25 protein-coding genes are annotated in these 24,864 nt (G+C 55.4%); 14 read left to right on the forward strand and 11 right to left on the reverse strand.

Annotated features, from left to right (window positions below):
- Positions 1–229: 229 nt before the first annotated feature.
- From H5P17_RS04755 to H5P17_RS04765, 3 genes are all read right to left on the reverse strand, one after another.
- Positions 230–709: a YbjN domain-containing protein gene (locus tag H5P17_RS04755; RefSeq protein WP_044549453.1), complete on the reverse strand. Its 480-nt coding sequence runs from the start codon at positions 707–709 to the stop codon at positions 230–232.
- A gap of 161 nt (positions 710–870) precedes the next feature.
- Positions 871–1,773 (reverse strand): 30S ribosomal protein S6--L-glutamate ligase, encoded by a 903-nt coding sequence (gene rimK, locus H5P17_RS04760; protein WP_182821566.1) that lies wholly within the window; start codon positions 1,771–1,773, stop codon positions 871–873.
- 56 nt (positions 1,774–1,829) lie between these two features.
- Entirely contained in the window at positions 1,830–2,135 is a 306-nt protein-coding gene (locus H5P17_RS04765; protein WP_044549449.1) for a YbjC family protein, read from the reverse strand.
- Between the two features lie 241 nt (positions 2,136–2,376).
- Between H5P17_RS04765 and H5P17_RS04770 the strand changes: the two genes are divergently transcribed.
- Complete coding sequence (locus H5P17_RS04770) at positions 2,377–2,640, forward strand: GrxA family glutaredoxin (RefSeq protein WP_012006074.1); 264 nt, start codon at positions 2,377–2,379, stop codon at positions 2,638–2,640.
- A 43-nt stretch (positions 2,641–2,683) separates the two neighbouring features.
- Here H5P17_RS04770 and H5P17_RS04775 read toward each other — a convergent pair whose 3' ends face one another.
- Complete coding sequence (locus tag H5P17_RS04775; RefSeq protein WP_044549445.1) at positions 2,684–3,073, reverse strand: inner membrane protein YbjM; 390 nt, start codon at positions 3,071–3,073, stop codon at positions 2,684–2,686.
- A 428-nt stretch (positions 3,074–3,501) separates the two neighbouring features.
- Between H5P17_RS04775 and H5P17_RS04780 the strand changes: the two genes are divergently transcribed.
- Positions 3,502–5,190 carry an aspartate:alanine antiporter gene (locus tag H5P17_RS04780; protein WP_041414378.1) on the forward strand — a complete coding sequence of 563 codons (1,689 nt, stop codon included), beginning with the start codon at positions 3,502–3,504 and terminating at the stop codon, positions 5,188–5,190.
- Positions 5,191–5,718: 528 nt separating this feature from the next.
- Here H5P17_RS04780 and eco read toward each other — a convergent pair.
- Positions 5,719–6,231: a serine protease inhibitor ecotin gene (gene eco, locus H5P17_RS04785; protein WP_182821568.1), complete on the reverse strand. Its 513-nt coding sequence runs from the start codon at positions 6,229–6,231 to the stop codon at positions 5,719–5,721.
- Positions 6,232–6,371: 140 nt separating this feature from the next.
- Complete coding sequence (locus tag H5P17_RS04790; protein ID WP_182821570.1) at positions 6,372–7,220, reverse strand: 5'-methylthioadenosine/S-adenosylhomocysteine nucleosidase; 849 nt, start codon at positions 7,218–7,220, stop codon at positions 6,372–6,374.
- A 161-nt stretch (positions 7,221–7,381) separates the two neighbouring features.
- On the opposite strand from H5P17_RS04790, the gene H5P17_RS04795 reads away from it, so the two are divergent.
- Positions 7,382–8,116 (forward strand): phosphatase PAP2 family protein, encoded by a 735-nt coding sequence (locus tag H5P17_RS04795; RefSeq protein WP_182821572.1) that lies wholly within the window; start codon positions 7,382–7,384, stop codon positions 8,114–8,116.
- A 5-nt stretch (positions 8,117–8,121) separates the two neighbouring features.
- A complete protein-coding gene (gene ybjG / locus H5P17_RS04800) occupies positions 8,122–8,727 on the forward strand; it encodes an undecaprenyl-diphosphate phosphatase (protein WP_182821634.1) in 606 nt (201 codons plus the stop codon).
- 34 nt (positions 8,728–8,761) lie between these two features.
- Here ybjG and H5P17_RS04805 read toward each other — a convergent pair whose 3' ends face one another.
- Positions 8,762–9,604 carry a hypothetical protein gene (locus H5P17_RS04805; RefSeq protein ID WP_182821574.1) on the reverse strand — a complete coding sequence of 281 codons (843 nt, stop codon included), beginning with the start codon at positions 9,602–9,604 and terminating at the stop codon, positions 8,762–8,764.
- Positions 9,605–9,824: 220 nt separating this feature from the next.
- On the opposite strand from H5P17_RS04805, the gene deoC reads away from it, so the two are divergent.
- From deoC to H5P17_RS04825, 4 genes are all read left to right on the forward strand, one after another.
- A complete protein-coding gene (gene deoC, locus H5P17_RS04810; RefSeq protein ID WP_182821576.1) occupies positions 9,825–10,505 on the forward strand; it encodes a deoxyribose-phosphate aldolase in 681 nt (226 codons plus the stop codon).
- 141 nt (positions 10,506–10,646) lie between these two features.
- Positions 10,647–11,411, forward strand: coding sequence for a DNA-binding transcriptional repressor DeoR (gene deoR / locus H5P17_RS04815; RefSeq protein ID WP_044549429.1), 765 nt, complete (start codon positions 10,647–10,649; stop codon positions 11,409–11,411).
- 969 nt (positions 11,412–12,380) lie between these two features.
- A complete protein-coding gene (locus H5P17_RS04820; RefSeq protein WP_020826064.1) occupies positions 12,381–13,676 on the forward strand; it encodes an HAAAP family serine/threonine permease in 1,296 nt (431 codons plus the stop codon).
- Between the two features lie 90 nt (positions 13,677–13,766).
- Complete coding sequence (locus tag H5P17_RS04825) at positions 13,767–15,134, forward strand: L-serine ammonia-lyase (RefSeq protein WP_182821578.1); 1,368 nt, start codon at positions 13,767–13,769, stop codon at positions 15,132–15,134.
- A 56-nt stretch (positions 15,135–15,190) separates the two neighbouring features.
- Here H5P17_RS04825 and H5P17_RS04830 read toward each other — a convergent pair whose 3' ends face one another.
- Complete coding sequence (locus H5P17_RS04830) at positions 15,191–16,396, reverse strand: serine hydrolase (protein WP_044549426.1); 1,206 nt, start codon at positions 16,394–16,396, stop codon at positions 15,191–15,193.
- 465 nt (positions 16,397–16,861) lie between these two features.
- Between H5P17_RS04830 and H5P17_RS04835 the strand changes: the two genes are divergently transcribed.
- Entirely contained in the window at positions 16,862–18,229 is a 1,368-nt protein-coding gene (locus H5P17_RS04835) for a cystathionine beta-synthase (RefSeq protein WP_182821580.1), read from the forward strand.
- A 14-nt stretch (positions 18,230–18,243) separates the two neighbouring features.
- Positions 18,244–19,389, forward strand: coding sequence for a PLP-dependent aspartate aminotransferase family protein (locus H5P17_RS04840; protein ID WP_182821582.1), 1,146 nt, complete (start codon positions 18,244–18,246; stop codon positions 19,387–19,389).
- Positions 19,390–19,460: 71 nt separating this feature from the next.
- Here the strand turns inward: H5P17_RS04840 and H5P17_RS04845 are convergent, their stop codons facing one another.
- Positions 19,461–20,480 carry an isopenicillin N synthase family oxygenase gene (locus H5P17_RS04845; protein WP_182821583.1) on the reverse strand — a complete coding sequence of 340 codons (1,020 nt, stop codon included), beginning with the start codon at positions 20,478–20,480 and terminating at the stop codon, positions 19,461–19,463.
- Positions 20,425–20,661 carry a hypothetical protein gene (locus H5P17_RS04850; RefSeq protein WP_182821640.1) on the reverse strand — a complete coding sequence of 79 codons (237 nt, stop codon included), beginning with the start codon at positions 20,659–20,661 and terminating at the stop codon, positions 20,425–20,427. The genes H5P17_RS04845 and H5P17_RS04850 overlap by 56 nt, the downstream gene beginning before the upstream one ends.
- Positions 20,662–20,774: 113 nt before the next feature.
- Between H5P17_RS04850 and H5P17_RS04855 the strand changes: the two genes are divergently transcribed.
- The gene (locus H5P17_RS04855; protein WP_182821585.1) at positions 20,775–21,431 is read left to right on the forward strand and encodes an HAD family phosphatase; all 657 of its coding nucleotides are present in this window, start codon (positions 20,775–20,777) and stop codon (positions 21,429–21,431) included.
- Between the two features lie 106 nt (positions 21,432–21,537).
- Positions 21,538–22,158, forward strand: a complete 621-nt coding sequence (locus H5P17_RS04860; RefSeq protein WP_044549418.1) for a glutathione S-transferase family protein — start codon at positions 21,538–21,540, stop codon at positions 22,156–22,158.
- Positions 22,159–22,197: 39 nt separating this feature from the next.
- Here H5P17_RS04860 and H5P17_RS04865 read toward each other — a convergent pair whose 3' ends face one another.
- Positions 22,198–23,298, reverse strand: coding sequence for a PQQ-dependent sugar dehydrogenase (locus H5P17_RS04865; protein WP_182821587.1), 1,101 nt, complete (start codon positions 23,296–23,298; stop codon positions 22,198–22,200).
- Between the two features lie 131 nt (positions 23,299–23,429).
- On the opposite strand from H5P17_RS04865, the gene H5P17_RS04870 reads away from it, so the two are divergent.
- Positions 23,430–23,849: an N-acetyltransferase gene (locus tag H5P17_RS04870; RefSeq protein WP_044549412.1), complete on the forward strand. Its 420-nt coding sequence runs from the start codon at positions 23,430–23,432 to the stop codon at positions 23,847–23,849.
- Between the two features lie 11 nt (positions 23,850–23,860).
- Complete coding sequence (locus H5P17_RS04875) at positions 23,861–24,841, forward strand: magnesium and cobalt transport protein CorA (RefSeq protein WP_044549410.1); 981 nt, start codon at positions 23,861–23,863, stop codon at positions 24,839–24,841.
- Positions 24,842–24,864 lie beyond the last annotated feature (23 nt).

Here is a 24,864-nt window from a genome sequence, read left to right on the forward strand (position 1 = left end):
TTAGCAGAATCAGCAGCATAACCGCTGTTGCCAAAACGCACCAGCCTCCGGGGTCAAAAACGGCTTTTATCGATTTTTTATGCAGTTTCTCTCTATGTGATACGCCATTAATGGCATAAACGGCGAGAAATATCGGGCAAAAGAGGGTAAAACGCAGAATATATTATCGTGGAAGGAAATAACGGCAGCATGCCGCCAGAGGGGCGACATGCATAATCTACAGCGGGGATCAGTGCAACATTGGCAGGCGTTCGGCGCTAGCCGGGTTCTCTTCTTCGTCACCCATAAACAGCAGATCGTTCGCCCGCGCCTCGAGGATCACCATGGAGATCTGCTCTTCGCCCTGCTGCATAAAGTGCGTGAACTGTTCCAGCGTGACGCCCACGGCGATGCTCAGCGCCTGACAGACGATCAGCTTCGGCAGGTTATCGTCCTGGATATCGACAAAGGCTTTGATGGTCAGCGAGCTGGCGTTGATCTGGCTGAGATCGGCCACCAGAGGGATCAGCGCGGTCGGTTTCACCTCGGCCAGCGCGGAGAACAGAATAACGTTGTCCACCAGATCGAGTTTGGCGTCGAACACGCCATCGAAGTTTTGCATGTGCGGCAGGTGCAGCGCCTGACAGGAATCGCACTCAAAGAATGAAATGCCCGATTGATCCAGCCAGCGTCGTAACAACGCCAAATCAGGGACAATGAGTGAATCCATAATACCAGCCTCACAATATTCAAAACGCGAAAAGGCGCATAGCTTACGGAATATTCCCCCGCGATGCCACGATCAATGCGGCTTAATTCGCTATTTGGGCAAATATCGCCGGGAAAAAAACGCAAAGCTGGCGATGGCAAAGCCGATTTTGGTCGGCGACATCAGCCGCCCGACTTGAGACGAAATCCCGCTCTGGCGCGCGGCTCGATATACTCGATCATCATGCCGGCAATATCCAATCCCGTGGTGGTTTCCACCCCTTCCAACCCCGGTGAGGCGTTCACTTCCATCACCAACGGGCCGCGAGCCGCTCGCAAAATATCTACCCCGGCAACATCCAGCCCCAGCGTGGTGGCAGCCTTAACCGCCACAGCTCGCTCTTTGGCAGTGATGCTCACTTTACGGGCTGTACCGCCACGGTGCAGATTGGAACGGAACTCTCCCGGTTTAGCCTGTCGCTCAATCGCGGCGACGACCCGCCCACCGACCACCAGGCAGCGAACGTCGCTGCCCTGGGCCTCGCGAATATATTCCTGCACCAGGATATGGGCGTTGAGACCACGAAAAGCATCAATCACGCTTTCTGCCGCCTGACGGGTTTCCGCCAGCACCACCCCAATGCCCTGCGTGCCCTCCACCAATTTGACCACCAATGGCGCGCCGCCGACCAGTTCGATCAAATCACCGGTGTCGTCCGGCGAATGGGCAAAACCGGTGATCGGCAGGTCAATCCCCTGCCGTGCCAGTAACTGCAGCGAACGCAGTTTGTCGCGTGCGCGAGTGATCGCCACCGACTCATTCAGCGGGTAACTGCCCAGCAGCTCAAACTGACGCAGTACGGCGGTACCATAGAAAGTGATGGCGGAGCCGATGCGCGGGATCACCGCATCGTAGCGCTCCAACTGACGACCGCGATAGTGAATGGTCGGCGCGGCAGGGTTAATGTTCATGTAGCAAGAAAGCGGATCGATAATATCCACGCTGTGGCCGCGCTGCTCTGCCGCCTCCACCAAACGCTTGCATGAGTACAGCGTTCCATCGCGCGAAAGAATGGCAATTTTCACTCGTCACCCCAAAAAGGCAATCACCTGTCAGGCAGGCATGCACCGGCGGCCATCACTTAGCCGCGCGGCTCACTGTCGTTTTTATCGACCGGCGAATGAGGCTTATGTCGATCGTTCTGCGGCGGTTGACCGCCACGCATTAGCGGGCCGAATCCTTGCACCACGCGCCAAACCAAAAACGCCGCCGCCGGGACCATCAGCGCCACGCCGAGGAAAATCATGCCCACCGCTGCCTGCTGGGAAGCCAACCAGCCCGGCAATTGAACGTGACCGTGAATGCTCAGATAAGCCAGCACTAACGACAGCATGCCCAAGCCTTCCAAAACCAACACCGTACGAGGTAAGTCACCGAATGAACGCATATTTTTCTTCTCCAGAAGCTCTGCCTCCAGTGTAGTGAATTCCCCCCGATGGCGACAGCCCCGGCAACTTAATCGGTTAGATGAATCAGACTAACAGGTAATTCCTGCTTTTTTTTCGCTGACCCAACGGGCATAGTAGGCGCCATCAATGCGGGTAATGCTCAACCTTAAGTCTTTATGACTGACAGAATGTCATTGCAGTTGCGATTATATTATTGAATATCAATCTAAGGAGTGTTGCATGTTTGCAGTTATCTTCGGGCGCCCAGGCTGTCCTTATTGTGTCCGTGCGAAAGAGTTGGCGGAAAAACTGACTGAAGAACGTGACGATTTCAACTTCCGTTATGTTGATATCCACGCTGAAGGCATCACCAAAGCCGATCTGGAAAAAACCGTTGGCAAGCCGGTAGAAACCGTACCGCAGATCTTCCTCGATGAGAAACATATCGGCGGCTGCACCGATTTCGAAGCTTATGCCAAAGAAAACCTGAACCTGTTCCAGTAAACTTCAGGCGAGAACGACAAAAAGGCGCTCAAAGCGCCTTTTTTTATTGCCGTTCACGGCGGTGACATTGCAGATACGCCTGCAACAAGCCGCCGATAAACAGCGCCAGCAGCGCGCCAAACATGCACCAGAATACCGCGCTGGTGGCATAAGCCAATTCCTGCCAGAACGAGTAAGACGGTGTTAACCAAAAATGGCGGATGATCAGGCACAGCGGCAGTGCATAGAGCGCGCCCAGTAACGGGCAGATAATGCGTTTTTTGCTCGACAGATAGCTGGCGACCGCGCCGGGTATCACAAACAACAGCAGGCCGGTTTCCCCCTGATGCTCATGATCAGTACTGCCAAAGACCCCGCTCTGTTGCCCGAGATACACCAGGCTGAACAGCAGGAAACAGCTTAAAATACCCCACCAATACCGTTCGTTCGCCATACGATCTCTCCCCTTTAACCTGTTACCACACCGTAGAAATCAGCCGTGTCACAAAGCCGGTGACGCCTTGCCGTAAAACGGCAACGCTGAACTGAACTTTTTCCTTGGCTACTAAAAGAGAGCTACCCCGGTCATTTCAAGCCGTGTGCCCTTGCCCCCGAAGGCGGTGCCCTTAGGGCAGAACACCTTACTGAAAGCAAAAAATGGCGTTGCGGCTTGAAATACAACGGGTATAAATGCGTTCGGCGGCGCAGGAACTCAGCTTTATGCTGGCTGTCACGCGCCATAGCGACTAGAATAAACGCCGCCGATCGATGGTTCGAATCGCCTTCCGCTGGTTAGTTATTTATGACGTCGCTTTTTGACTGAATTTATATCTTATAGTTATCTATATCAAGCACTTACTGGTAAACAATAAGTTATCCTCCGTGAACATAAACGTCGCTAGTTTGTTAAACGGTAACTACATCCTGTTACTGTTCGTGGTACTCGCACTGGGGCTGTGCCTCGGTAAAGTCCGTCTGGGCTCCGTTCAACTCGGTAATTCCATTGGCGTTTTGGTGGTTTCGCTGCTGCTCGGCCAGCAACATTTCGCCATTAACACCGAAGCGCTGAATCTCGGCTTTATGCTGTTTATTTTCTGCGTTGGCGTGGAAGCAGGACCCAACTTTTTCTCGATATTTTTCCGCGACGGCAAAAACTACCTGATGCTGGCGCTGGTGATGGTCGGTTCCGCGATGGTGATCGCCATCGGCCTCGGCAAACTTTTCCATTGGGATATTGGCCTGACCGCCGGCATGCTCGCCGGATCCATGACCTCGACCCCGGTCCTGGTGGGTGCCGGCGATACGCTGCGCAATACCATCACCAACGGCCCGGCGCTGCTGGCGGCACAGGATCACCTGAGCCTCGGCTATGCTCTGACCTACCTGATTGGCCTGGTGAGTCTGATTTTCGGCGCGCGTTACCTGCCCAAGCTGCAACACCAGGATCTCTCTACCTCCGCTCAGCAAATTGCCCGCGAACGCGGCCTGGACACGGACAGCCAGCGCAAGGTTTATCTGCCGGTTATCCGCGCCTACCGCGTGGGGCCGGAGCTGGTGGCCTGGGCCGATGGCAAAAACCTGCGCGAGCTGGGCATCTATCGCCAGACCGGCTGCTATATCGAACGCATCCGCCGTAACGGCATTTTGGCGAACCCGGACGGCGATGCGGTGCTGCAGGTGGGCGATGAGATTTCACTGGTTGGTTATCCTGATGCTCATGCACGACTGGATCCCAGCTTCCGCAACGGCAAAGAGGTTTTCGACCGCGATCTGCTGGACATGCGCATCGTCACCGAAGAGATTGTGGTCAAGAACAGCAATGCGGTGAACAAGCGCCTGAGCCAGTTGAAGCTGACCGATCACGGCTGCTTCCTCAACCGGGTGATCCGCAGCCAGATTGAAATGCCTATCGACGACAGCATCGTGCTCAACAAAGGCGATGTGCTGCAGGTCAGCGGGGATGCCCGTCGGGTGAAAAGCGTGGCGGAGAAGATCGGCTTTATCTCGATCCACAGTCAGGTCACCGACCTGTTGGCATTCTGCGCCTTCTTTATCATCGGACTGTTGATTGGCCAGATCACCATCCAGTTCAGCAACTTCTCGTTCGGCATCGGCAACGCTGCCGGCTTGTTGATGTCCGGCATCATGCTCGGCTTCCTGCGTGCCAACCACCCGACCTTTGGCTACATTCCACAGGGCGCGCTGAATATGGTGAAAGAGTTCGGTCTGATGGTGTTTATGGCCGGTGTCGGCCTGAGCGCCGGTGCCGGTATTGGCCACAGCCTGGGGGCCGTTGGCGGCCAGATGCTGATCGCCGGGCTAATCGTCAGCCTGGTACCGGTAGTGATCTGCTTCCTGTTCGGCGCCTACGTGCTGCGCATGAACCGAGCCTTGCTGTTTGGCGCCATTATGGGGGCCCGTACCTGTGCGCCAGCGATGGAGATTATCAGCGACACCGCACGCAGCAACATTCCGGCCTTGGGCTATGCCGGTACCTATGCTATCGCTAACGTATTGTTAACCCTGGCAGGTTCTCTGATTGTGGTGTTGTGGCCGGGGATCCTCGGTTAAACGATAAGTAACGAAGATGAATCAGTGGCAAAAATATTTTGAAATTTTTATCCCCGGTGAGAACTTTCCTTGCCGGGGGTAGTCTGAATTAGTGCCACTGCTTTTCTTTGATGTCCCCATTTTGTGGAGCCCGTTAGTCCCGCCTTTTTAGGTTCAAGACTATCGGGTTTTTTGTTGCCTGAAATAAAATGAATCGGTGGCCAGGCCCGGCAAAACCATTGACTCCTTTGGTGCCTAAACTATGACAGGCGGAATACAAACCACTTCCTCATTCATCCGAAGAATACTGGTTAACTCAAAGCGTTTGCGAGCAGCTTATCCATTTTGACATGTCTTGAAGGGATATATTCCCGCCCCACGCCACCATCCCGGCCACGGCATTGGCGAGAAGTTTGGGCGCAATGGCCAGGCTGCAATAAACAAAAAAAAGCCCGCCGGGGGGCAGTGGCCAACGGCGCAATGCACTCCCCAAAACGGGCTCATATTCACCAATCGCTTAGCTGTGCTAATGATTAGCACGCATCGATATTATTTATGCTCGGCCTTGCTCACAGTATCTTCGGCTTTCCACACGCGGTATTTCACCTCCACGTCTTTTGGCACGTAAACCACAATTGGCAAGCGGCTGTTGTAACGCTGCATGGACGCGTCGCCCAGATTGGCAGCAATAAACTTCTGCTGTTTGGTGTTATCTGGGCAGGCCATCATGGTAGAAGCCGGTTCGGACAGTTTTTCCAGCACCAGGTAATCGTAGCCCCAGCCGGAAAGGGTTTTGCTTTCCAGCGTGCCACCGATCATATGGCGGTTACAGTCCACTTCCAGCGTTTTGCCGATCAGCAGTTCAACCTTGAAGTTCTCTTCGTGTTCCTGTTTCAGCAGGTAAATCACCTGACGATTCATGCCCTTTTCCGCTTTAGGGTAAGGCGCAACCTTTTCCAGCGGCTGTTTGCTGATATCGGTGTCTTCAGCAGAGGTGGCAGCAATGGCGCTGGCGGAAACGGCCATCAGCAGGCCGGAAAATACGACGGATGCCTTGTTCATGTTTTATCCCTACAATGATTAAATGCTTCGCCCATAAGCTAATACACTCCCGACAAGCCCGCCAGTAGTTTAATCTTCTTTACAATGGACAATGGTCAGCAACAACAACCAGAATGCCGACCATAAATCAGGACAAGCAATCAGCGAGATGCGTTTTTGGCGATATAAGCCTTCACCACCTGGTAGACATAATCCTGACACGCCAGCCCGGTCTGCGGATCGTATTTACCCTGGTTGGTAATATTGTTGGACAGTACGCGAATGCCGACAAAAGGAATATTGAAAGCTGCGGCTATCTGAGCGGCGGAAGCCGTTTCCATCTCCTCTACCGAGGTATGATAGTTTTCGCGGAAGTGACGAATGCGATCCAGTTCGCTGTTCCAGACGTCGGCGGAGCCAATCACCCCTTCAACCACCCTGCCCTGAGCGTAGCTGCTCTTAACGCTCTCCGCTACCGCCAACAGTTTAGCGTCTGCCGGGAATTGGCGGATCGTATGGCGATTTTTATCCTCACCGGCGCTGCCTTTCGAAGCCAGTAAATCCATCGGTTGCCACTGCCGTGAATCACTGCCTTCGCCCGGTGCTTTTTTCGGCGTTTTAAACGCGCCCAGGCTGACCGAATATTTTCCCAGCACGATGTCATACACTTTCAGCGCAGGATCGTGGCCGCCGGCCGTCCCCTGATTGATGATCGCCACCGGGCGGAACTGGGTCGCGGCAATCGCCGTAGCCGCCGCCGCGTTAGACATGCCTTTCAGCGTTTCCGACACCACCACAGGATAACCGTCCACAGTGCCGCACCAGAAGCGCCAGCCGCCAATTTGTTCTTCACGCGGGTTGTCCAGACGTTGGGCGAAACGTTCCGCCTCCACCGGCATCGCGCCCTGAACCACAATCGGCCCGAGGACAACGCCCTGCTGCGCCATCGTCAGAGGAGAAAAAACCGCGCCACACACCGCCACCAGCACAAGATTCAATTTTTTTGTCATCGCCACAGCTTCCCAATAAAAAAGCAAACGATTACCTTAACTGAAAGCCGATAGCCCGCCTATCCCTTTCTCGCAGCAGGCTTGCCCTGGCATTAAGGTTTTCTTAAGACAGAATTATTACAGTGGGGCTCTCTATTACTGTCATTGAATCTGAGCCCCGCGTGAATCCAAAACCTTCACTAAATCAATCCTCAACAGCACCCCAAATTCAGACTAACGCCCTTTACTCCCTGCCGGCTTCCTTTTACCGTTGGCAGGTTTTTGGATTGATAGTCAGTGGGTTGCTGTTCCTCTGGCTGTCGCGCAATGAACAGCTGGACTGGGCCATCAGCAATTTCTGGTTCGATGCCGCCAGCGGGCATTTTCCGTGGCAGAACGATCCCTGGCTGGACTTGATAAACCACCGCTTGTTGAAAATCGGCGTGATTACCGGTGCGGTGCTGGCGCTGTTTTGGGGTATTTATCGCCGTAACCCACGCATGATCGTCACCATGCTGCTGATCGGCATCGGTCCCCTGGTGGTCGGCGTGCTGAAAGCCACCAGCGCGCATTCTTGCCCATGGGATTTGATCGAATACGGCGGCAAGGCGATGTCCTACCCCCTGTTTGGGGCAATACCGGCAGAATCCGGCCCCGGGCGGTGCTTCCCTGGCGGCCATGCCTCCAGCGGCTTTGCCGTGATGGCGCTGTTTTTCCTGTTTTATCCGCAACGCCCGCGCCTGGCTTACTGGTGCTGGTTCGGCGGCATTGTGCTCGGCATGCTGATGGGCTTTGGTCAGGTGATGCGCGGCGCACATTTTCTTACCCATAACCTGTGGGCAGGTTGGTGGGTTTGGCTCAGCCAACTGGCTGTTTATTCGATAGTGAGCGGTTTTAGCCGCCGCAAGACGAGGTAACTATGATAGAGCAGTTGAATTATCTTCTTTTCGCCTGGATCAACGCGACCCCGGCGTCCCCCGAAGGATTAATCGATGTCGCCACCTTTTTGGCGCGCGATCTGATCGCCATCGTGCCGATGCTGATTATCGGGCTATGGTTGTGGGGGCCGCAGAATCAATTGGTGTCGCAACGTGAAGTGGTGGCCAAGACGACAATTGCTCTGCTGTTTGCCCTGCTTTCTGCTGCCACTATCGGTATGCTGCTGCCGCACGAACGGCCATTCGTCGCCGGTGTGGGGTACACCTTCCTGGCGCATGCGCCGGACAGTTCGTTCCCCAGTGACCACGGTACCGCCATCTTCACCTTCGCACTGGCTTTCCTGTTCTGGCATCGCGTCTGGTCAGGTATTTTACTGTTGGCCGTCGCGGCGGGCATCGCCTGGTCACGGGTTTATCTGGGCGTACATTGGCCACTGGATATGGTGGGCGGCTTCCTGCTCGGCCTGGTGGGCTGCCTGTTTGCCCAACTGGTGTGGAACCTGTTCGGCGACATCATTGCCGCTAAACTGACGCGCCTGTACCGTTTCCTGTTCGCCTTCCCGATCCGTAAAGGGTGGGTTAAAGAGTAATCTCTCTTCAGACAGGGGCGGCTCCGCCCCTGTTTCACACCACCCCGGTCATTACGCAAAACTCTCGCGTTTTTCCTGCCTCTATGACCATTGCCTGCCTTCTATTACCCGTCTGCAAGCCCGCGGTGGCCGGTTGTATAAACCGAAACAAACGCTGATTTCCCTGCTGTGTGATAGGACGCAGACCGTAGCTGAATTGTTCGGTCGAAAAACGCGTGACATATCGCCTTCCCTCTGACGCCAGCATAAAAAACTCGGCCTGATCGACATACAGCGATAAATCGTCCGAACACAACACGCCCTGATCGGCGATACCCCCGTCTGGCGTCAGGGCCGGTGCCGGCAAATTCTGTCGGAAAACCGCCGCAGGGATGCAGCCATAGTTCAGTTGGCAGACATAGTTCAGCGGCAAAGGCGCCTCGGCGAGATTAGTGATTTGCATACCAATAGAGAATTGTGCGCTGTCCGCCGTCAAGCTCACCGCCGGGCGCAGCCTGCACTGCCGATCGGCCAGTTCCCCACTGCCGTGCAGCGTCAGGGTATTGCCCTCAATCTGCAGGCCTACATGCTGTATGTCTAATAGCGAGTCGTCCTGATGCGGCCAAGGTGAATGAAAAGCCATGCCGCTCTGAGGATGGCAACGGGCCGCTTTGACGCTACGACGGCCCGACTTCAGCGAGTAGCCATCAAAATCGGCATCCCAAATCGTCAGGCCATGGAAGGGCAATACCCGCAGCGAGCCACGGCGATTTTCCAGCGTCAGCATCGGTCCTGCCTGAGCACAATGAACTGCGGTAACCACAAAATCCGCATTGCGGAAAACTTCATCCGGTTGTGCCCCAAACCGCTGCGGCACCAGATTTATTAGCATATCCATAGTTTTTCCCCTGGGTGTTCTCGCAGGCCAAACCTGCATTCAGCACCAAAATGTTACTTAAATAACATATCATCACTTCCAATGTTATACACCACACAGCCTAAAAACGATGATCTGTGCTTCATTTTTAAAAAATCACGCTATCCTAACCGTCAGATGAATGTTATTATTCTAACATAATTCACATTATGCTTTGATCAAACCTCAACAAGGAATCGAAATGACGACTGAAAACATTGATTACGCCCGCTATGTCGACCACACCCTGCTGGCGATGGATGCCACCGAAGAGCAAATCGCCAAACTCTGTGAAGAAGCGCAACAACACAACTTCTACGCCGTTTGCGTCAATTCCGGCTACGTGCCGCTGGCTGCGCATCTGCTGCAGGAAAGCGAAGTGAAAATCTGTTCGGTGATCGGCTTCCCTCTGGGGGCTGGCCTGACCGTAGCCAAAGCTTTCGAAGCCAAAGCGGCGATTGCGGCCGGCGCGCAGGAAATTGACATGGTGATCAACGTGGGTTGGCTGAAAAGCGGCCTGCTGGATCAAGTCAAAGCCGACATCGCCGCCGTGCGCGAGGTTTGCGCGGCGATCCCGTTGAAGGTAATATTGGAAACCTGCCTGCTCAGCGATGCGCAGATCGTTCAGGTTTGTGAAATGTGTCGCGAACTCGATGTGGCCTTCGTTAAAACCTCTACTGGCTTCAGCACCGGTGGTGCTCGTGAAGAGCACGTCAAACTGATGCGTGCAACGGTAGGCAGTGAGATGGGGGTTAAAGCATCCGGCGCCGTGCGCGATCGCGCAACAGCCGAGAAGATGATCAAAGCAGGCGCTACTCGTATCGGCACCAGCTCTGGCGTAGCAATCGTTTCCGGTGATCAGGCTGCCGCCGGCAGCTACTGATAACCTGAGGCGCCTCAGTACCGGGCGCGCGCCGTGATAATCTGATGCGGGGTAATATGTCCAGCCTTAGGCTGGTCAACTATTACCCCGCATTTGTGTGTTCGGCCCTGGAGAATGGCTCTTAACCCTGTGGGAAGACAGATGGAAACTCGGCGCGAAGAACGAATCAACCGGTTAGTCCAGGCGTTAAAACGCTCTGACAAGATCCATTTAAAAGAAGCCGCCGTGCTGTTGGGCGTTTCGGAAATGACGATCCGCCGCGATCTCAGCGCGGAGCCGGCCGCCGTGGTGCTGTTGGGCGGCTATGTGGTCGCCGATCCCCGCAGCAATGGCGTCACCAACTATTTTGTTTCCGATCAAAAAGCCAAACAGGTCACGGAAAAGCGTCGTATCGGCCTGCTGGCCGCTGCGTTGATCAACGAAAACGACACCGTATTTTTCGACTGCGGCACCACAACCCCGGCGATCATCGATGCCATTGCCGACGATCTGGTGTTCACTGCGGTATGCCACTCGCTAAATACCTTTCTGGCGCTCCAGGACAAACCGAACTGCAAAGTGATCCTGTGCGGCGGCGAGTTCAAGCCGAACAACTATATTTTCACCGCCGTCGGCCAGCACAACGAGCTGGATCATATCTGCCCGAATATCGCCTTTATCTCCGCCGCCGGTCTGAGCCTGCAGCACGGCGCCACCTGCTTTAATTTTGATGAGCTGGAAATGAAGCACCGGGCAATGGCCATGTCACAACAAAAAATCCTGGTGGCCGATCACAGCAAGTTCGGTAAAACCAAACCCGCCTGTATTGGCCCGCTGACGCAGTTTGACCGGGTGATTACCGATCGTCAGCCCGAGCCGCAGTTTGCGGACTTTTTCAGTGAAAACGCGATCGCCATTCGTTTTTAAGCTGAGTTTTACCGTCGGTTCCAGCCGACGGTGCCCTTCCCCTGGCTCCCTTTCCTCTGCAAAAATTGAACAAATAACCTTCGATTGATGCGCAAATCTCTTTATCCACAGCCAATCTCAGGTTAATAAATTGCAACAGTTCTTCCGGCTTATTCCTTTAGCACGGATAAATCCTACACAATATTACTTTCACTCCCAGTCTCTGCGGGGTTTTATATGATAAATCGCAGTAACATCCACAAGATAAATATCAACAATTACGTAACCAGTGCGGTTTAAATATAACCAATTCGGTTCATTTATATGATGAATGGTTAAGCATTTTTATCCGCTATCCAGTTAAATAGTTTACCTTCGTTATTAGCGGGATATTTTAAATAAATTCAAATAAAACAATTGGATAATAAGAAATTCACTTAAAATAACAATGTGATCTACGTCACTAAAACCGCTTATTCCGGGTTTTTAGCTAGATCCAAACCCACGCTTAAAATATATTGCTCGGCTTGCTGACAACGGCAGCGTTTTATCTGGTTACAGATTATTCACACCGGATAAATCCTGAAACATCCATGAGAGCGTTCTCAGCATGAAATCTTACACAAGCGCGCAACATATGCATGAAAAACCAATAAAAAAGCAATTAGCCGCACACATTACGCATTTGAGAGCATGATCACGGTTGTTTCTACTGTAAATCGTTATCTTGCCGCCAACGAAAATCGGCAGGCCATGACCTTCCGGCAGCAGTATCGATGTGAGTCCCTTCGGGGGTTGAACATCACTTGATTAATTACCCGCCACGCAGGCCAACGGTAATTAGCATAATAAACAACCAGGGGGACGCCAATTATCCCCGCAAGCAACACCTGATTCTTACCGATGCCGCCATCTGCTGTTGCGACATTCGGTTTTAACCTTAAGTTTTGCCTTTAATTTTAAATTAACGTGTTCACTTCGGAGATATTTATGGACACTACACAGACCGGCACCATTGCCTCTGCGGCTTCTGGCTCTACCAGTACCTGGCGTAAAACCGACACCATGTGGATGTTGGGCCTGTACGGCACCGCGATCGGCGCAGGCGTTTTGTTCCTGCCAATCAACGCCGGTATCGGTGGTTTGATTCCCCTGATCATCATGGCCATCATTGCTTTCCCGATGACCTTCTTCGCCCACCGTGGCCTGTGCCGTTTCGTGCTCTCCGGTAAAAACGCCGGTGAAGACATCACCGAAGTGGTTGAAGAGCACTTTGGTATCGGCGCCGGTAAGCTGATCACCCTGCTCTACTTCTTCGCCATCTACCCAATCCTGCTGGTTTACAGCGTGGCGATCACCAACACCGTCGACAGCTTCATTACTCACCAGTTGGGCATGACGTCGCCACCGCGCGCCATTCTGTCGCTGATCCTGATCGTGGGCCTGATGACCATCGTACGTTTCGGTGAGCAAGCTATCGTGAAGACCATGAGCATCCTGGTGTTCCCGTTTGTAGGCGTGCTGATGCTGCTGGCCCTGTACCTGATCCCTAACTGGTCCACTGCCATCTTCGACAACGTTTCCCTGTCTGGCGCCGGTACCGGTATGGGCCACGGCCTGATCATCACCCTGTGGCTGGCTATCCCGGTCATGGTGTTCTCCTTCAACCATTCGCCGATCATCTCCGCCTTTGCGGTAGCTAAACGTGAAGAGTACGGCCAGGAAGAAGCCGAGAAGAAATGTTCTCGCATTCTGGGCTTTGCTCACATCATGATGGTGTTGACCGTCATGTTCTTCGTGTTCAGCTGCGTACTGAGCCTGTCACCGGAAAACCTGGCGGAAGCCAAGGCGCAGAACATCTCCATTCTGTCCTACCTGGCCAACCACTTTAACAACCCGATGATCGCCTACATCGCGCCGGTTATCGCCTTTATCGCCATCACCAAATCGTTCCTGGGTCACTATCTGGGCGCACGTGAAGGCTTTAACGGCCTGATCGCCAAATCGATGAAGAGCCGCGGTAAAACCATCAGCACCAACAAGCTGAACCGCATCACCGCCATCTTCATGCTGGTGACTACCTGGATTGTTGCGACCCTGAACCCAAGCATCCTCGGCATGATCGAGAACCTGGGTGGTCCAATCATCGCCATGCTGCTGTTCCTGATGCCGATGTACGCAATCCGTAAAGTGCCTGCCATGCGCAAGTACAGCGGCCACATCAGCAACGTGTTCGTGGTCGTGATGGGCCTGATCGCCATCTCCGCAATCCTGTACAGCCTCTAATCCAGCCCGGCCGGCGCCTTGTGCGCCGGCTTCTCTGCACGGCCCCCTTTCCTGCATTAACGCCTAACACCTGAAGAAGGAGGCGAGACCATGGTCAGCGTTTTCGATATTTTTAAAATTGGTATTGGTCCATCCAGCTCCCACACCGTCGGTCCGATGAAAGCCGGCAAGCTGTTCACCGATGAGTTGATCGCCAGCCAGCAGTTGATGGATACCACCCGCGTCGTGGTGGACGTCTACGGTTCGCTGTCTCTGACCGGCAAAGGACACCACACGGATATCGCCATCATCATGGGCCTGGCGGGTAACCTGCCGCACGACGTGGATATCGACGGTATCGCCGGTTTTATCCGCGACGTTGAGCAACGCGGTCGCCTGCTGATGGCCAAGGGTCATCACGAAGTGGATTTTCCGCTGCAAACCAGCATGAACTTCCACAGCAATAATCTGCCGCTGCATGAAAACGGCATGCGCATTAGCGCCTTCGCCGACGAACGTCTGCTGCACAGCAAAACCTATTACTCTACCGGCGGTGGTTTTATCGTCGACGAAGAACACTTCGGCCTGTCGGAGGCCAATCCGATTCAGGTGCCCTTCCCGTTCAGCTCGGCGCGCGATTTGCAGCAGCACTGCAAGGACGCCGGTCTTTCGCTGTCCGGTCTGGTGATGCAAAACGAACTGGCTTTGCACAGCAAGGCCGAGATCGACGCGCATTTCGCCGAGGTCTGGCAAGTGATGCGCGCCGGTATTGAACGCGGCATGAACACCGAAGGCCTGCTGCCAGGCCCAATGAAGGTTCAGCGCCGCGCCGCAGCTCTGCGCCGTATTCTGGTGACCGGCGACAAGAACAACATCGATCCGATGAACGTGGTTGATTGGATCAATATGTTCGCCTTCGCCGTGAATGAAGAAAACGCCGCCGGTGGCCGCGTGGTGACCGCCCCAACCAACGGTGCCTGCGGCATCATCCCGGCGGTGCTGGCCTATTACGACCAGTTTATTCGCCCGGTGAATCCTAATTCCTATAGCCGTTACTTCCTGACCTCCGGCGTCATTGGTGCACTGTATAAGATGAATGCCTCTATTTCGGGTGCCGAAGTGGGCTGTCAGGGAGAAGTGGGCGTCGCCTGCTCCATGGCGGCGGCCGGTCTGGCAGAATTGATGGGCGGCAGCCCGGCTCAGGTTTGCATCGCGGCGGAGATTGCCATGGAGCACCACCTCGGGCTGACCTGCGATCCCTTGGCGGGCCAGGTTCAGGTGCCCTGTATCGAACGTAACGCGATTTCCGCGGTGAAAGCGGTCAATGCCGCACGTATGGCCCTGCGCCGCACCAGCGAGCCGCGGGTGTGCCTGGATAAGGTGATTGAAACCATGTATGAGACGGGCAAGGACATGAACGCCAAATACCGCGAGACGTCGCAGGGCGGTCTGGCGATCAAGGTGGTCGCCTGTAACTGATAAAAAATGAGGGCGCAATCATTGCGCCCTCGTCATTAAGCTTGCTGCCAGCGGAGTTAACCGAACACGCTGCCGAACCACTGGGTCAGTTTCATCATCACCATATCCCAGATGCGGCTGAAGAAGTTCCCTTCTTTCACCTCTTGCATCGCCACCAGCGGATATTGCTCGATGGTTTTGCCGTCAAGCTGGAAATCTATGGTGCCAACCACCTGATTTTTTGCCAATGGCGCTTCCAGCGTCGGCTGGTTCAGCTTGTAACTGGCCTTCAGGTTTTTCATCTGCCCTTTCGGGATAGTGACCGCCGCGTCTTTCGCTACGCCCAACGGCACCTCACCAACGTCGCCAAACCACACTTTCTGGGTAACAAACGGCTTGTCGGTTTTGATAGGGGTGGCGGTTTCGTAGAAGCGGAAGCCCCAGGTCAGCAGCTTTTCACTTTCGCTAAAGCGGATGCGATCGCTCGGAGCACCCAGCACCACCGAGATCAGGCGCATCGGGCCGTCGGTGGCAGAGGCCACCAGATTATGACCGGCGCCGCCGGTATAACCGGTTTTGATGCCGTCAACGTTCAGGTTGGAGCTCCACAACAGACGGTTGCGGTTAACCTGGCGGATCTTGTTGAAGGTGAATTCTTTTTCTTTATGCAGCGCATATTCATCCGGCACGTCGCGGATCAGCGCCTGGCTCAGCAGCGCCATATCACGCGCGGTGCTGTACTGCCCTTCCGCATCCAGCCCATGCACCGTCAGGAAATGGGTGTTCTGTAAACCCAGCGATTTGGCGTAGTTGTTCATCAGGCCAACAAACGAATCCTGGCTGCCCGCAACGTAATCGGCCAGCGCGATGCTGGCATCGTTACCCGATTGAATGACGATGCCTTTGTTCAGTTCCATCACCGGCACCTGGTCGCCCGGCTTGATAAACATCAGCGAGGAGCCGCGCAGCGCCGGGTTACCGGTGGCCCAGGCGTCTTTACCTACGGTGACCATGTCTTCCGGCTTGATCTTGCCGGCCTTGATCGCCTGGCCAATCACGTAACTGGACATGATCTTGGTCAGGCTGGCGGGATCGAGCCGGGTATCGGCATTGCCCTCCGTCAGAATTTTGCCGCTGTTGTAATCCATCAGCACAAAAGCCTTGGCATCAACCTGCGGGGCGGCCGGGGCTTCCGCCGCCTGTACGACAGGCGCAGCCAACAGCAGGATGCTGACGCTAAAGGTTAATTTTTTCAGGGTAGTGGAAAAGTTTTTTTTCATCATGACGTCGCCAGAGTGTCCATTCAAATTATTGAAATAGCGTTAACTTTCAAACATATTCACGTTTTCAGCCAACCAGCGAGAGTGGCCCGGCACGCGCCTGCCAACCGCAAACTCCCTGCGGCCCCATGACGGGTTGAGCGGCGCACCGAAAATGCCCTTGCTGTGAGTTTATTAGATTCATCTTATTTTTGCAGGGTTTAGCGTGAATTTTCAGCATTTTTACATAACTGTACGCTGTTACGCGCAAATTGGATGAAAAGCCGACGGTGCGTCGCTTTTTTAAACGGCTCACGGCTACACGGCTGAACATCTGCACCGCTGAACATCCATGCCTCCATACATCTAAATTGAATTAATATATTCCAAAAAGGCATATTGAGTGGTTATTTGTTCTTTTTAATAGGCTTATTGACAGCGCTATCATCCAGATAACGGCCTTTAAACCGAATTATTCTGGAGATCCTCATGGCAATACCGCATTCCGTCATCGATATGATCGGCAATACCCCGATGCTGGAACTGACTCAGTTCGATACCGGCCCCTGCCGCCTGTTCGTCAAGCTTGAGAATCAAAACCCCGGCGGCTCCATCAAAGACCGCGTGGCGCTGTCGATGATCGAGCAGGCGGAACGCGACGGCAGCCTGCAGCCCGGCGGCACCATCATTGAAGCCACCGCCGGCAACACCGGCCTGGGCCTGGCGCTGGTGGCGGCCCTGAAGGGTTATAAGCTGTTGCTGGTGGTACCGGACAAGATGAGCCGCGAGAAGATTTTCCATCTGCGCGCCCTGGGGGTAGAAGTGGTGCTGACCCGCTCCGACGTGGGCAAGGGGCACCCGGCTTACTATCAGGATTACGCCAAACGCCTGGCCGACGAAATCCCCGGGGCGTTTTATATCGATCAGTTTAACAACCCGGCCAACCCGGCGGCCCATACCCGCACCACCGCACCGGAACTGTGGCAACAGATGGATCATCAGGTCGATGCCATCGTGGTCGGCGTCGGTTCCGGTGGCACGCTCGGCGGTCTGAGCCACTATTTTGCCGAAGTCTCGCCGCAAACCGAGTTCGTGTTGGCGGATCCGGCCGGTTCGATCCTGGCTGACTATCTTGATAACGGCCAGGTCGGCGAGGCCGGCAGTTGGCTGGTGGAAGGGATCGGCGAAGATTTCATTCCGCCGCTGAGCGACTTTAACCAGGTACGCAATGCCTACCGTATCGGCGATGCCGAAGCCTTCACCACCGCGCGCGATCTGCTGCGCAAAGAAGGCGTGCTGGCAGGTTCGTCCACCGGCACCCTGTTGGCGGCAGCGCTGCGCTATTGCCAGGCGCAGACAGAGCCGAAACGCGTGGTCACCTTCGTCTGCGACAGCGGCAACAAATACCTGTCTAAAATGTATAACGACCACTGGATGCTGGAACAAGGCCTGCTGAGCAAGCCGCAGCATCAGGATTTACGCGATTTGATCGCCTACCGTCATGACGAGGGGGCCGCCGTTTCGGTCACGGCGGAAGACACGCTGGCTATCGTTCATGCCCGTATGAGGCTGTATGACATCTCGCAGCTGCCGGTGCTGGAAGGCGATCGGGTCGTCGGCCTGATCGACGAGTGGGATCTGCTCAACGCCGTGCAGGCGGATGCCAGCCACTTCAGTCTGCCGGCCGCCCGCGCTATGACCCATTCGGTCAATACGCTGCAAAAAGAAGCCAGCTACCAGGATTTACTTGCCACCTTCAATCACGGCCACGTAGCGGTGGTCCTCGACGGTGAGCGTTTCCTCGGTTTGATTACCCGCACAGACGTGCTTAACGCCTGGCGCCAAAAATTACGTTAATAAGGAATGATTGTATGGCCAAGTTTGATACGTTGACCGTTCATGCCGGTTACACGCCGGATGCCACCGGTGCGGTAATGCCGGCCATTTATGCCACCTCCACCTACGCCCAACCGGCGCCGGGAGAGCATACCGGTTATGAATATTCACGCAGCGCCAACCCAACGCGCACCGCATTGGAGAGCGCCATCGCCGAACTGGAAGGCGGCAGCCGCGGCTACGCCTTTGCCTCTGGCCTGGCAGCCTGTTCAACCGTGCTGGAGCTGCTCGATCAGGGCAGCCATCTGGTGGCGGTCGACGATCTGTACGGCGGCACTTATCGCCTGCTGGAGAAGGTACGCAGCCGCACTGCCGGCCTGCGCGTCACCTATGTTTCACCGGCGGACCTGGCCGCACTGGAACAGGCGATTGAACCCGACACAAAAATGATTTGGGTAGAAACACCGACCAACCCGCTGCTGAAATTGGCGGATCTGAGCGCCATCGCCACCATCGCTAAAAAACACGGTTTAATCAGCGTCGCGGACAACACCTTTGCCTCGCCTTATATTCAGCGTCCACTGGATCTCGGCTTTGATGTGGTGGTGCATTCTGCCACCAAATACCTCAACGGCCACTCCGACGTTGTCGCCGGGGTTGCTGCGGTGGGAAATAACCCAGAGCTGGCCGAACAGCTTGGGTTCCTGCAAAACGCGGTGGGCGGCATTCTCGATCCGTTCAGCAGCTTCCTGACGCTGCGCGGTATCCGCACGTTAGCGCTGCGCATGGAGCGCCACAGCAATAGCGCCTTGCATATTGCCCAGTGGCTGGAAGGCCAACCTCAGGTAGAAGAGGTCTACTACCCTGGCCTGCCGAGCCATCCGCAGCACGCGCTGGCGACAAAGCAGATGAGCAGCTTCGGCGGCATGATTTCAGTTCGGTTGAAAGGCGACGACGCCTATGCGCGCCGGGTAATCAAACGTTCACGTCTGTTTACCCTGGCCGAAAGTCTGGGTGGCGTGGAAAGCCTGATCAGTCAGCCGTTCAGCATGACTCATGCTTCTATCCCGCTGGAACAGCGGCTGAAAACCGGCATCACACCGCAATTGCTGCGCCTGTCGGTAGGGATTGAGGATGCGGAAGATTTGATCGCCGATCTGCAGCAGGCACTGGCAGAGTAATTCAAAACAATCGGGTCGAACATGTTCGACCCGACTCACCCCGTTGGGCGCCATATGCGGCGCCGCTGCCCTTAAGCAACGACGTCCTGGTAATAACGCTGTGCCACGTCCGGATGGGAACGGATGCGTCCTTTCAGGTAGTTAAAGCCCACATCGCGTAACAGCGGATTGTGCGGATCGCTGGCCGGCCCTTGCGCCTCTGCCGCCAGAGGCTCCGGAAGCTGATACAAGGGCACCACCGCGTCCAGTCGCGCGCCCAGAAAGAAAGCAATCGACAACCTGTCGCTCCCTGCCGGTGGCGTCTCCACACGGTGCACGGTGGCCCGCAAATAGCCATTGGTCGCCAACTCCAGCAATTCGCCAATGTTGACCACAAAGGTATCCTCAAGCGGTTCGGCGTCAACCCAGCGCCCTTCGTCGACTTCAACCTGCAGTCCTTTTTGCCGATCCTGCAGCAGAAAGCTGAGAAAACCGGAGTCTTTATGGGCGCCCACCCCTTGCCCGCTGGCGGTCGCTTCACGCCCTGGATAGCGGATCAGTTTGATATGTTCATTGGGTTTGTCGCCGTAGAGCGAATCAAACGCTTGTTCCGGCAGTGAAAGCGACAGGGCAAAGGCACGCAACAGCCGCAGCGACATGGCGGTCATCGCCTGCTGCCATTGCAATAACAGCGGTTTCAGCTCGGGCAGTGCCTCCGGCCATTGATTTGGCCCTTGCAAACGCGCCCAGCGTGGAGTGTCTTCAGCCAGCTGCAGCGCCGCCCGCTCTGCACCGATATCAAACTGTTCGCGCCAGTCCGGCTGGCCGCGGGTCAATTCTGCCGCCGCACGGTTATAGCCGCGAAAATGCGGCGAATGCACCATCTGCACCGCCAGTTTGTCGGCTTCCGGCAGGGCGAAAAACTGCCTCGCCAGCCGTTGCAGCTGCGCATTCAGGTCACTATCAACGCCGTGGCCGCGCAAATAAAAAAAGCCGACATCACGCGCCGCAATACGCAAACCGTCAAGAAACGCCTGCCGCTGCCCGGCGTCGCCATCAAGCTGCGAAAGATCCAGCAGCGGCAGCCTCTTCAGCGTCTGTGGTGGTGTCATTATCCTGTTCCTCTTCATCCCCAACAAAAATCGGGCCGGTATAAAGGCGAATTATCAGCATCTTCAACTCCTGGATGGCCAGCGTATTGCCCCTATAGTTACCACCCGTACAAAGGCCCGAGCCAATATTGTTGCGTTCTAAGTTATGCAAACCTTCAACAAAGTGTCGCAAAACTGTCATCAATGTTACTTATGCTCTGCGCAATTTCGTCGTCGCCACTGGCTGGCGACTAACGCTATCCGCTATTCTATAAACAGCCCCATTCCCCCTCCCTGCCTGCCGGAGAAATACTGATGGATTTAGCCTTGTTCGACCTGGACGAAACCCTGATTGATGAAGACAGCGCCAGCCTATGGATGCGTTGGTTGGTTACTGAAGGGTTTGCACCGGCGGAACTGGAACAGCAGGAACAACAACTGATGCAGCACTATTATCAGGGCAAGCTGTCCATGGAGGACTATATGCAGGCCACGTTGGCACCGCTGGCCGGCCTGAGTACCGAGACGGTGGCCGGCTGGGTGCAGCGATATATTCGCCGCGATATTCTGCCGCGAGTCTACCCTGCCGCCCGTGAACGGCTGCTGTGGCACCGCGAGCGCGGCGACTGCATTCTGGTCATTTCCGCCACGGGCGAGCACCTGGTGGCGCCGATTGCCGCCCAGCTTGGCGCTGACGGCGCGCTGGCCATCGGCGTCGAAGTGCAAGACGGCCGCTTCACCGGCAACACCTACGGCACCATGACCTACCAACAGGGCAAGGTTATCCGCCTGAAAAAATGGTTGGCTGAACATCCGGAACTGAGCTTCGAGCACAGCCATGGCTACAGCGACTCCCTCAACGACAAAGCGATGCTGGAATATGTCGATAGCGCCACGGTGATCAACCCCGACAGCGAGCTCAACGCGCTGGCGCTGGAGCACGGTTGGGAGATCTGCCGCTGGGATCGCTGAATGTGTCGCCCACGTCGGCAAAAAATGCCTTCCAGTGTGACAAGCGCTGAATTGTGGAGTAGGAATAATTGGTTAGGTTGATTAACCCACGTAAAAGAGGCGTTCTATGCTGACCATTTGGGGTCGTGAAAATTCGAACAACGTCAGGAAAGTGCTGTGGTGCGCCGCAGAATTGGAGCTGAGTTACAGCCATATCAACGCCGGTGGCGCATTCGGCAAGGTGAACGACGAGCTCTACCGTTCATTGAACCCGAATGGCCTGGTGCCGCTGCTGCAAGACGATGACTTTGTGCTGTGGGAGTCCAACACCATAGTGCGCTATCTGGCCGCGAAGTTTGGCGCTGAACCTTTCTATCCGCAGGATCTGCAGGCACGCGCCAGTGCCGAAAAATGGATGGACTGGACCACCGCCACCATTGTCAGTCACTTTAGCGTGGTGTTCTGGGGGATGGTACGCACCAAGCCGGAACTGCGCGATATGGCGAAGATCGAAGCGGCAATCGCCACATTGGAAAAGCATTTCGACATTGTGGAAGACACCCTGGGTCGTCAGCCTTACCTTTCCGGTGAAGACTTCGGCATCGGCGATATCCCGCTGGGCAGTTTCGCCTACGCCTGGTTCTCCATGCCGATCAAGCGCCAGCCGCGCCCAAACATGGAGCGCTGGTATAAGCAACTAAGCGAACGCCCGGCCTATCAGCGCGGCGTGATGAGCGAATTAACCTGAGTTTCCTGCGCCCCGCATCCGCTGGGGCGCCATTTTCGCCTAGAGCCCCACCCGCAGCAGCTTGCCGTTGCTTGCATCGGTTAACAGATAAAGGTAGCCGTCAGGCCCGACCCGCACTTCACGAATGCGTTCTCCACGATCCTCCAGCAGCCTTTCTTCAGAGACCACTTTGTCCCCCTGCAGCGTCAGGCGGATCAGCGCTTCCTGGGCCAGTGCGCCAATAAACAGCGAATGCTTCCAGGCAGGGAAACGAGGCGAATCATAGAATGCCATGCCGCTGATACCCGGTGACACCGGCCAATAATGCAGGGGCTGTTCGGTACCGGCGACCTTCTGTCCTTTCGCCTCCGGGATCGCCAGCCCGGAGTAATTGATGCCATAGGTGGCTATCGGCCAGCCGTAGTTTTTCCCTGCCTGCGGAATATTGACCTCGTCGCCACCGCGTGGACCGTGTTCGTTCTCCCACATCACCCCGCTCCACGGATTCAACGCCAGCCCCTGAGGATTGCGGTGGCCGTAGGACCAAATTTCCGGCCGCTTGCCGGCCTGGCCGACAAAAGGATTATCCGGCGGTACCGCGCCGTCGGCAGTTAAGCGCACCATTTTGCCCTGTAACTTGTCCAGGTCCTGCGCCGTCGGCCGCTGGTTATTTTCCCCCAGCGCGATAAACAAATTCCCCTGACGATCAAACGCCAGCTTGCCCCCAAAATGATTGCCGACCGACAGCTTGGGTAGCTGGCGGAAGATCACCTTGAAATTCTCCAGGCGTCGGTTGTCGGTACTGAGCTGCCCATAGCCTACCGCCGTCCCGGCCTTGCCGTCATCGCCCGCTTCGGCGAAGCTGAGATAAACGCGCCGGCTGGTGGAAAAATCTGGCGCCAGCAACACTTCCAGCAAACCGCCCTGGCCTTGGGCATACACCTGCGGCACACCGGCGATGGGTGCCGAAAGCCCCTGGCCCGGCTGCCACAGCCGTAAACGCCCCGGCCGTTCGGTGATTAACATTCCCTGTTCGTCGGGTAAAAATGCCAGCGACCACGGGTGTTCCAGCTTGTCCTGCAATTGCGTTACCGTCGGCGCGGCGTGCAGCAAGCCGCTGAACAACAGTAAAGCGGCCGTCATCATAGTTAATCGGTGCATAGCGTCCTCCTGGACAAAAAACAACCTACTCAGTGTAGCCCAGCAGGCTGATTTTGACGTTTGTTTTAAATTTCAACGTGTTGCCTTTTGAGCAGACTGTGCTTAAGTTAAGGGTTCACCAAGGAGGAAAGATGAACATCACCGTAACCGAGACGCTCAATGAAGACACCCTCGACGCTATCCGTCAGGGGCTGCGAGCCCATAACAGCCCCTATGTGGATCCCAGCCAACGTAAACCAGTTGGCGTTTACGCCCGGGACACCGCCGGCCAGGTGGTCGCCGGCCTGACCGGCGAGACCTGGGGCAACTGGCTGAGCGTCGAATGGCTGTGGGTAGCGGATTCGCAACGCGGCAGCGGCCTGGGTCGCAAAGTGTTGCTGGCGGCGGAACAGGAGGCGAAAGCGCGCGGTTGCCGCTATGTTCGTTTGGATACCTTTAGTTTTCAGGCGCGGCCGTTCTACGAAAAACTGGGTTATCAGCTGCAGATGACGCTGCAGAATTACCCGGTGGAACATGAATGTTACTTTCTTACCAAAACCCTTATTGAATAGCAGGTGACCTGATGGAAACCGCAACCATGGTTGTGAATTGCGTGGCATACAAAGCCGGTGAACGGCTGGGCGAAGTGACCATTGATGATATCAGCGAGGTGGTCAAACAGCCGGATACCTTCGTCTGGCTCGGGCTGTGGCAGCCGGAAGACGCCTTTATGCGCAAAGTGCAGGAGGAGTTCGGGCTGCACGATCTGGCGATTGAGGATGCGCTGTGTGCCCACCAGCGGCCGAAACTTGAAGCCTACGGTGACTCGCTGTTTATCGTGGTCAAAACCGCGCAATGGGGCAATGACGAAATTGAGTACGGCGAAACGCACTTCTTCGTGGGTAAAAACTTCCTGATCACGGTACGCCACGGCGAATCACCGAGCTACGCCCCGATCCGCGCCAAAGCCGAAGAGAACCGCAAGCAAATGTGCCGCGGCCCGGGCTTTGCCCTGTATTCGGTATTGGACTTTGTGGTGGATAATTACCGTACCGTGGTGGCGAAGTTCGAGTCGACCATCGAAGGTATCGAAGCCAATATGTTCAAATCGGATTTTGATCAGGCCGCCATCGAGAACGTCTATACCCTGCGGCGGCACCTGCTGGCGCTGCGCAATGCCGCGATGCCGATGGACGAAATCTGCAATCAGCTGATCCGCCTGCATGAGGAAGTGATCCCGAAAGAACTGCGCGCTTACGTACGCGATGTTCAGGACCATGCGCATCAGGTGGTCAGCAATATCGACGATATGCGCGAAATGCTGACTAACGCGATGCACGTCAATTTGGCGCTGGTCACCGTAAAACAGAATGAAGTGGTGAAACGCCTGGCCGGTTGGGGGGCGATCCTGGCGATCCCTACGGTGATATTCAGCCTGTATGGCATGAACTTCGCCGATATGCCGGAGCTGAAGTTCCCCTGGGCCTACCACACCACGCTGGGGATCACCGTCGTCGGCTGCTTCTTCCTTTACCAGAAACTGAAGCGATCCGGCTGGCTGTAAACGATAATGGGGCTGCGCATGGC

Source organism: Serratia sp. OS31, from assembly GCF_014164835.1.
GTDB lineage: Bacteria > Pseudomonadota > Gammaproteobacteria > Enterobacterales > Enterobacteriaceae > Serratia > Serratia liquefaciens_A.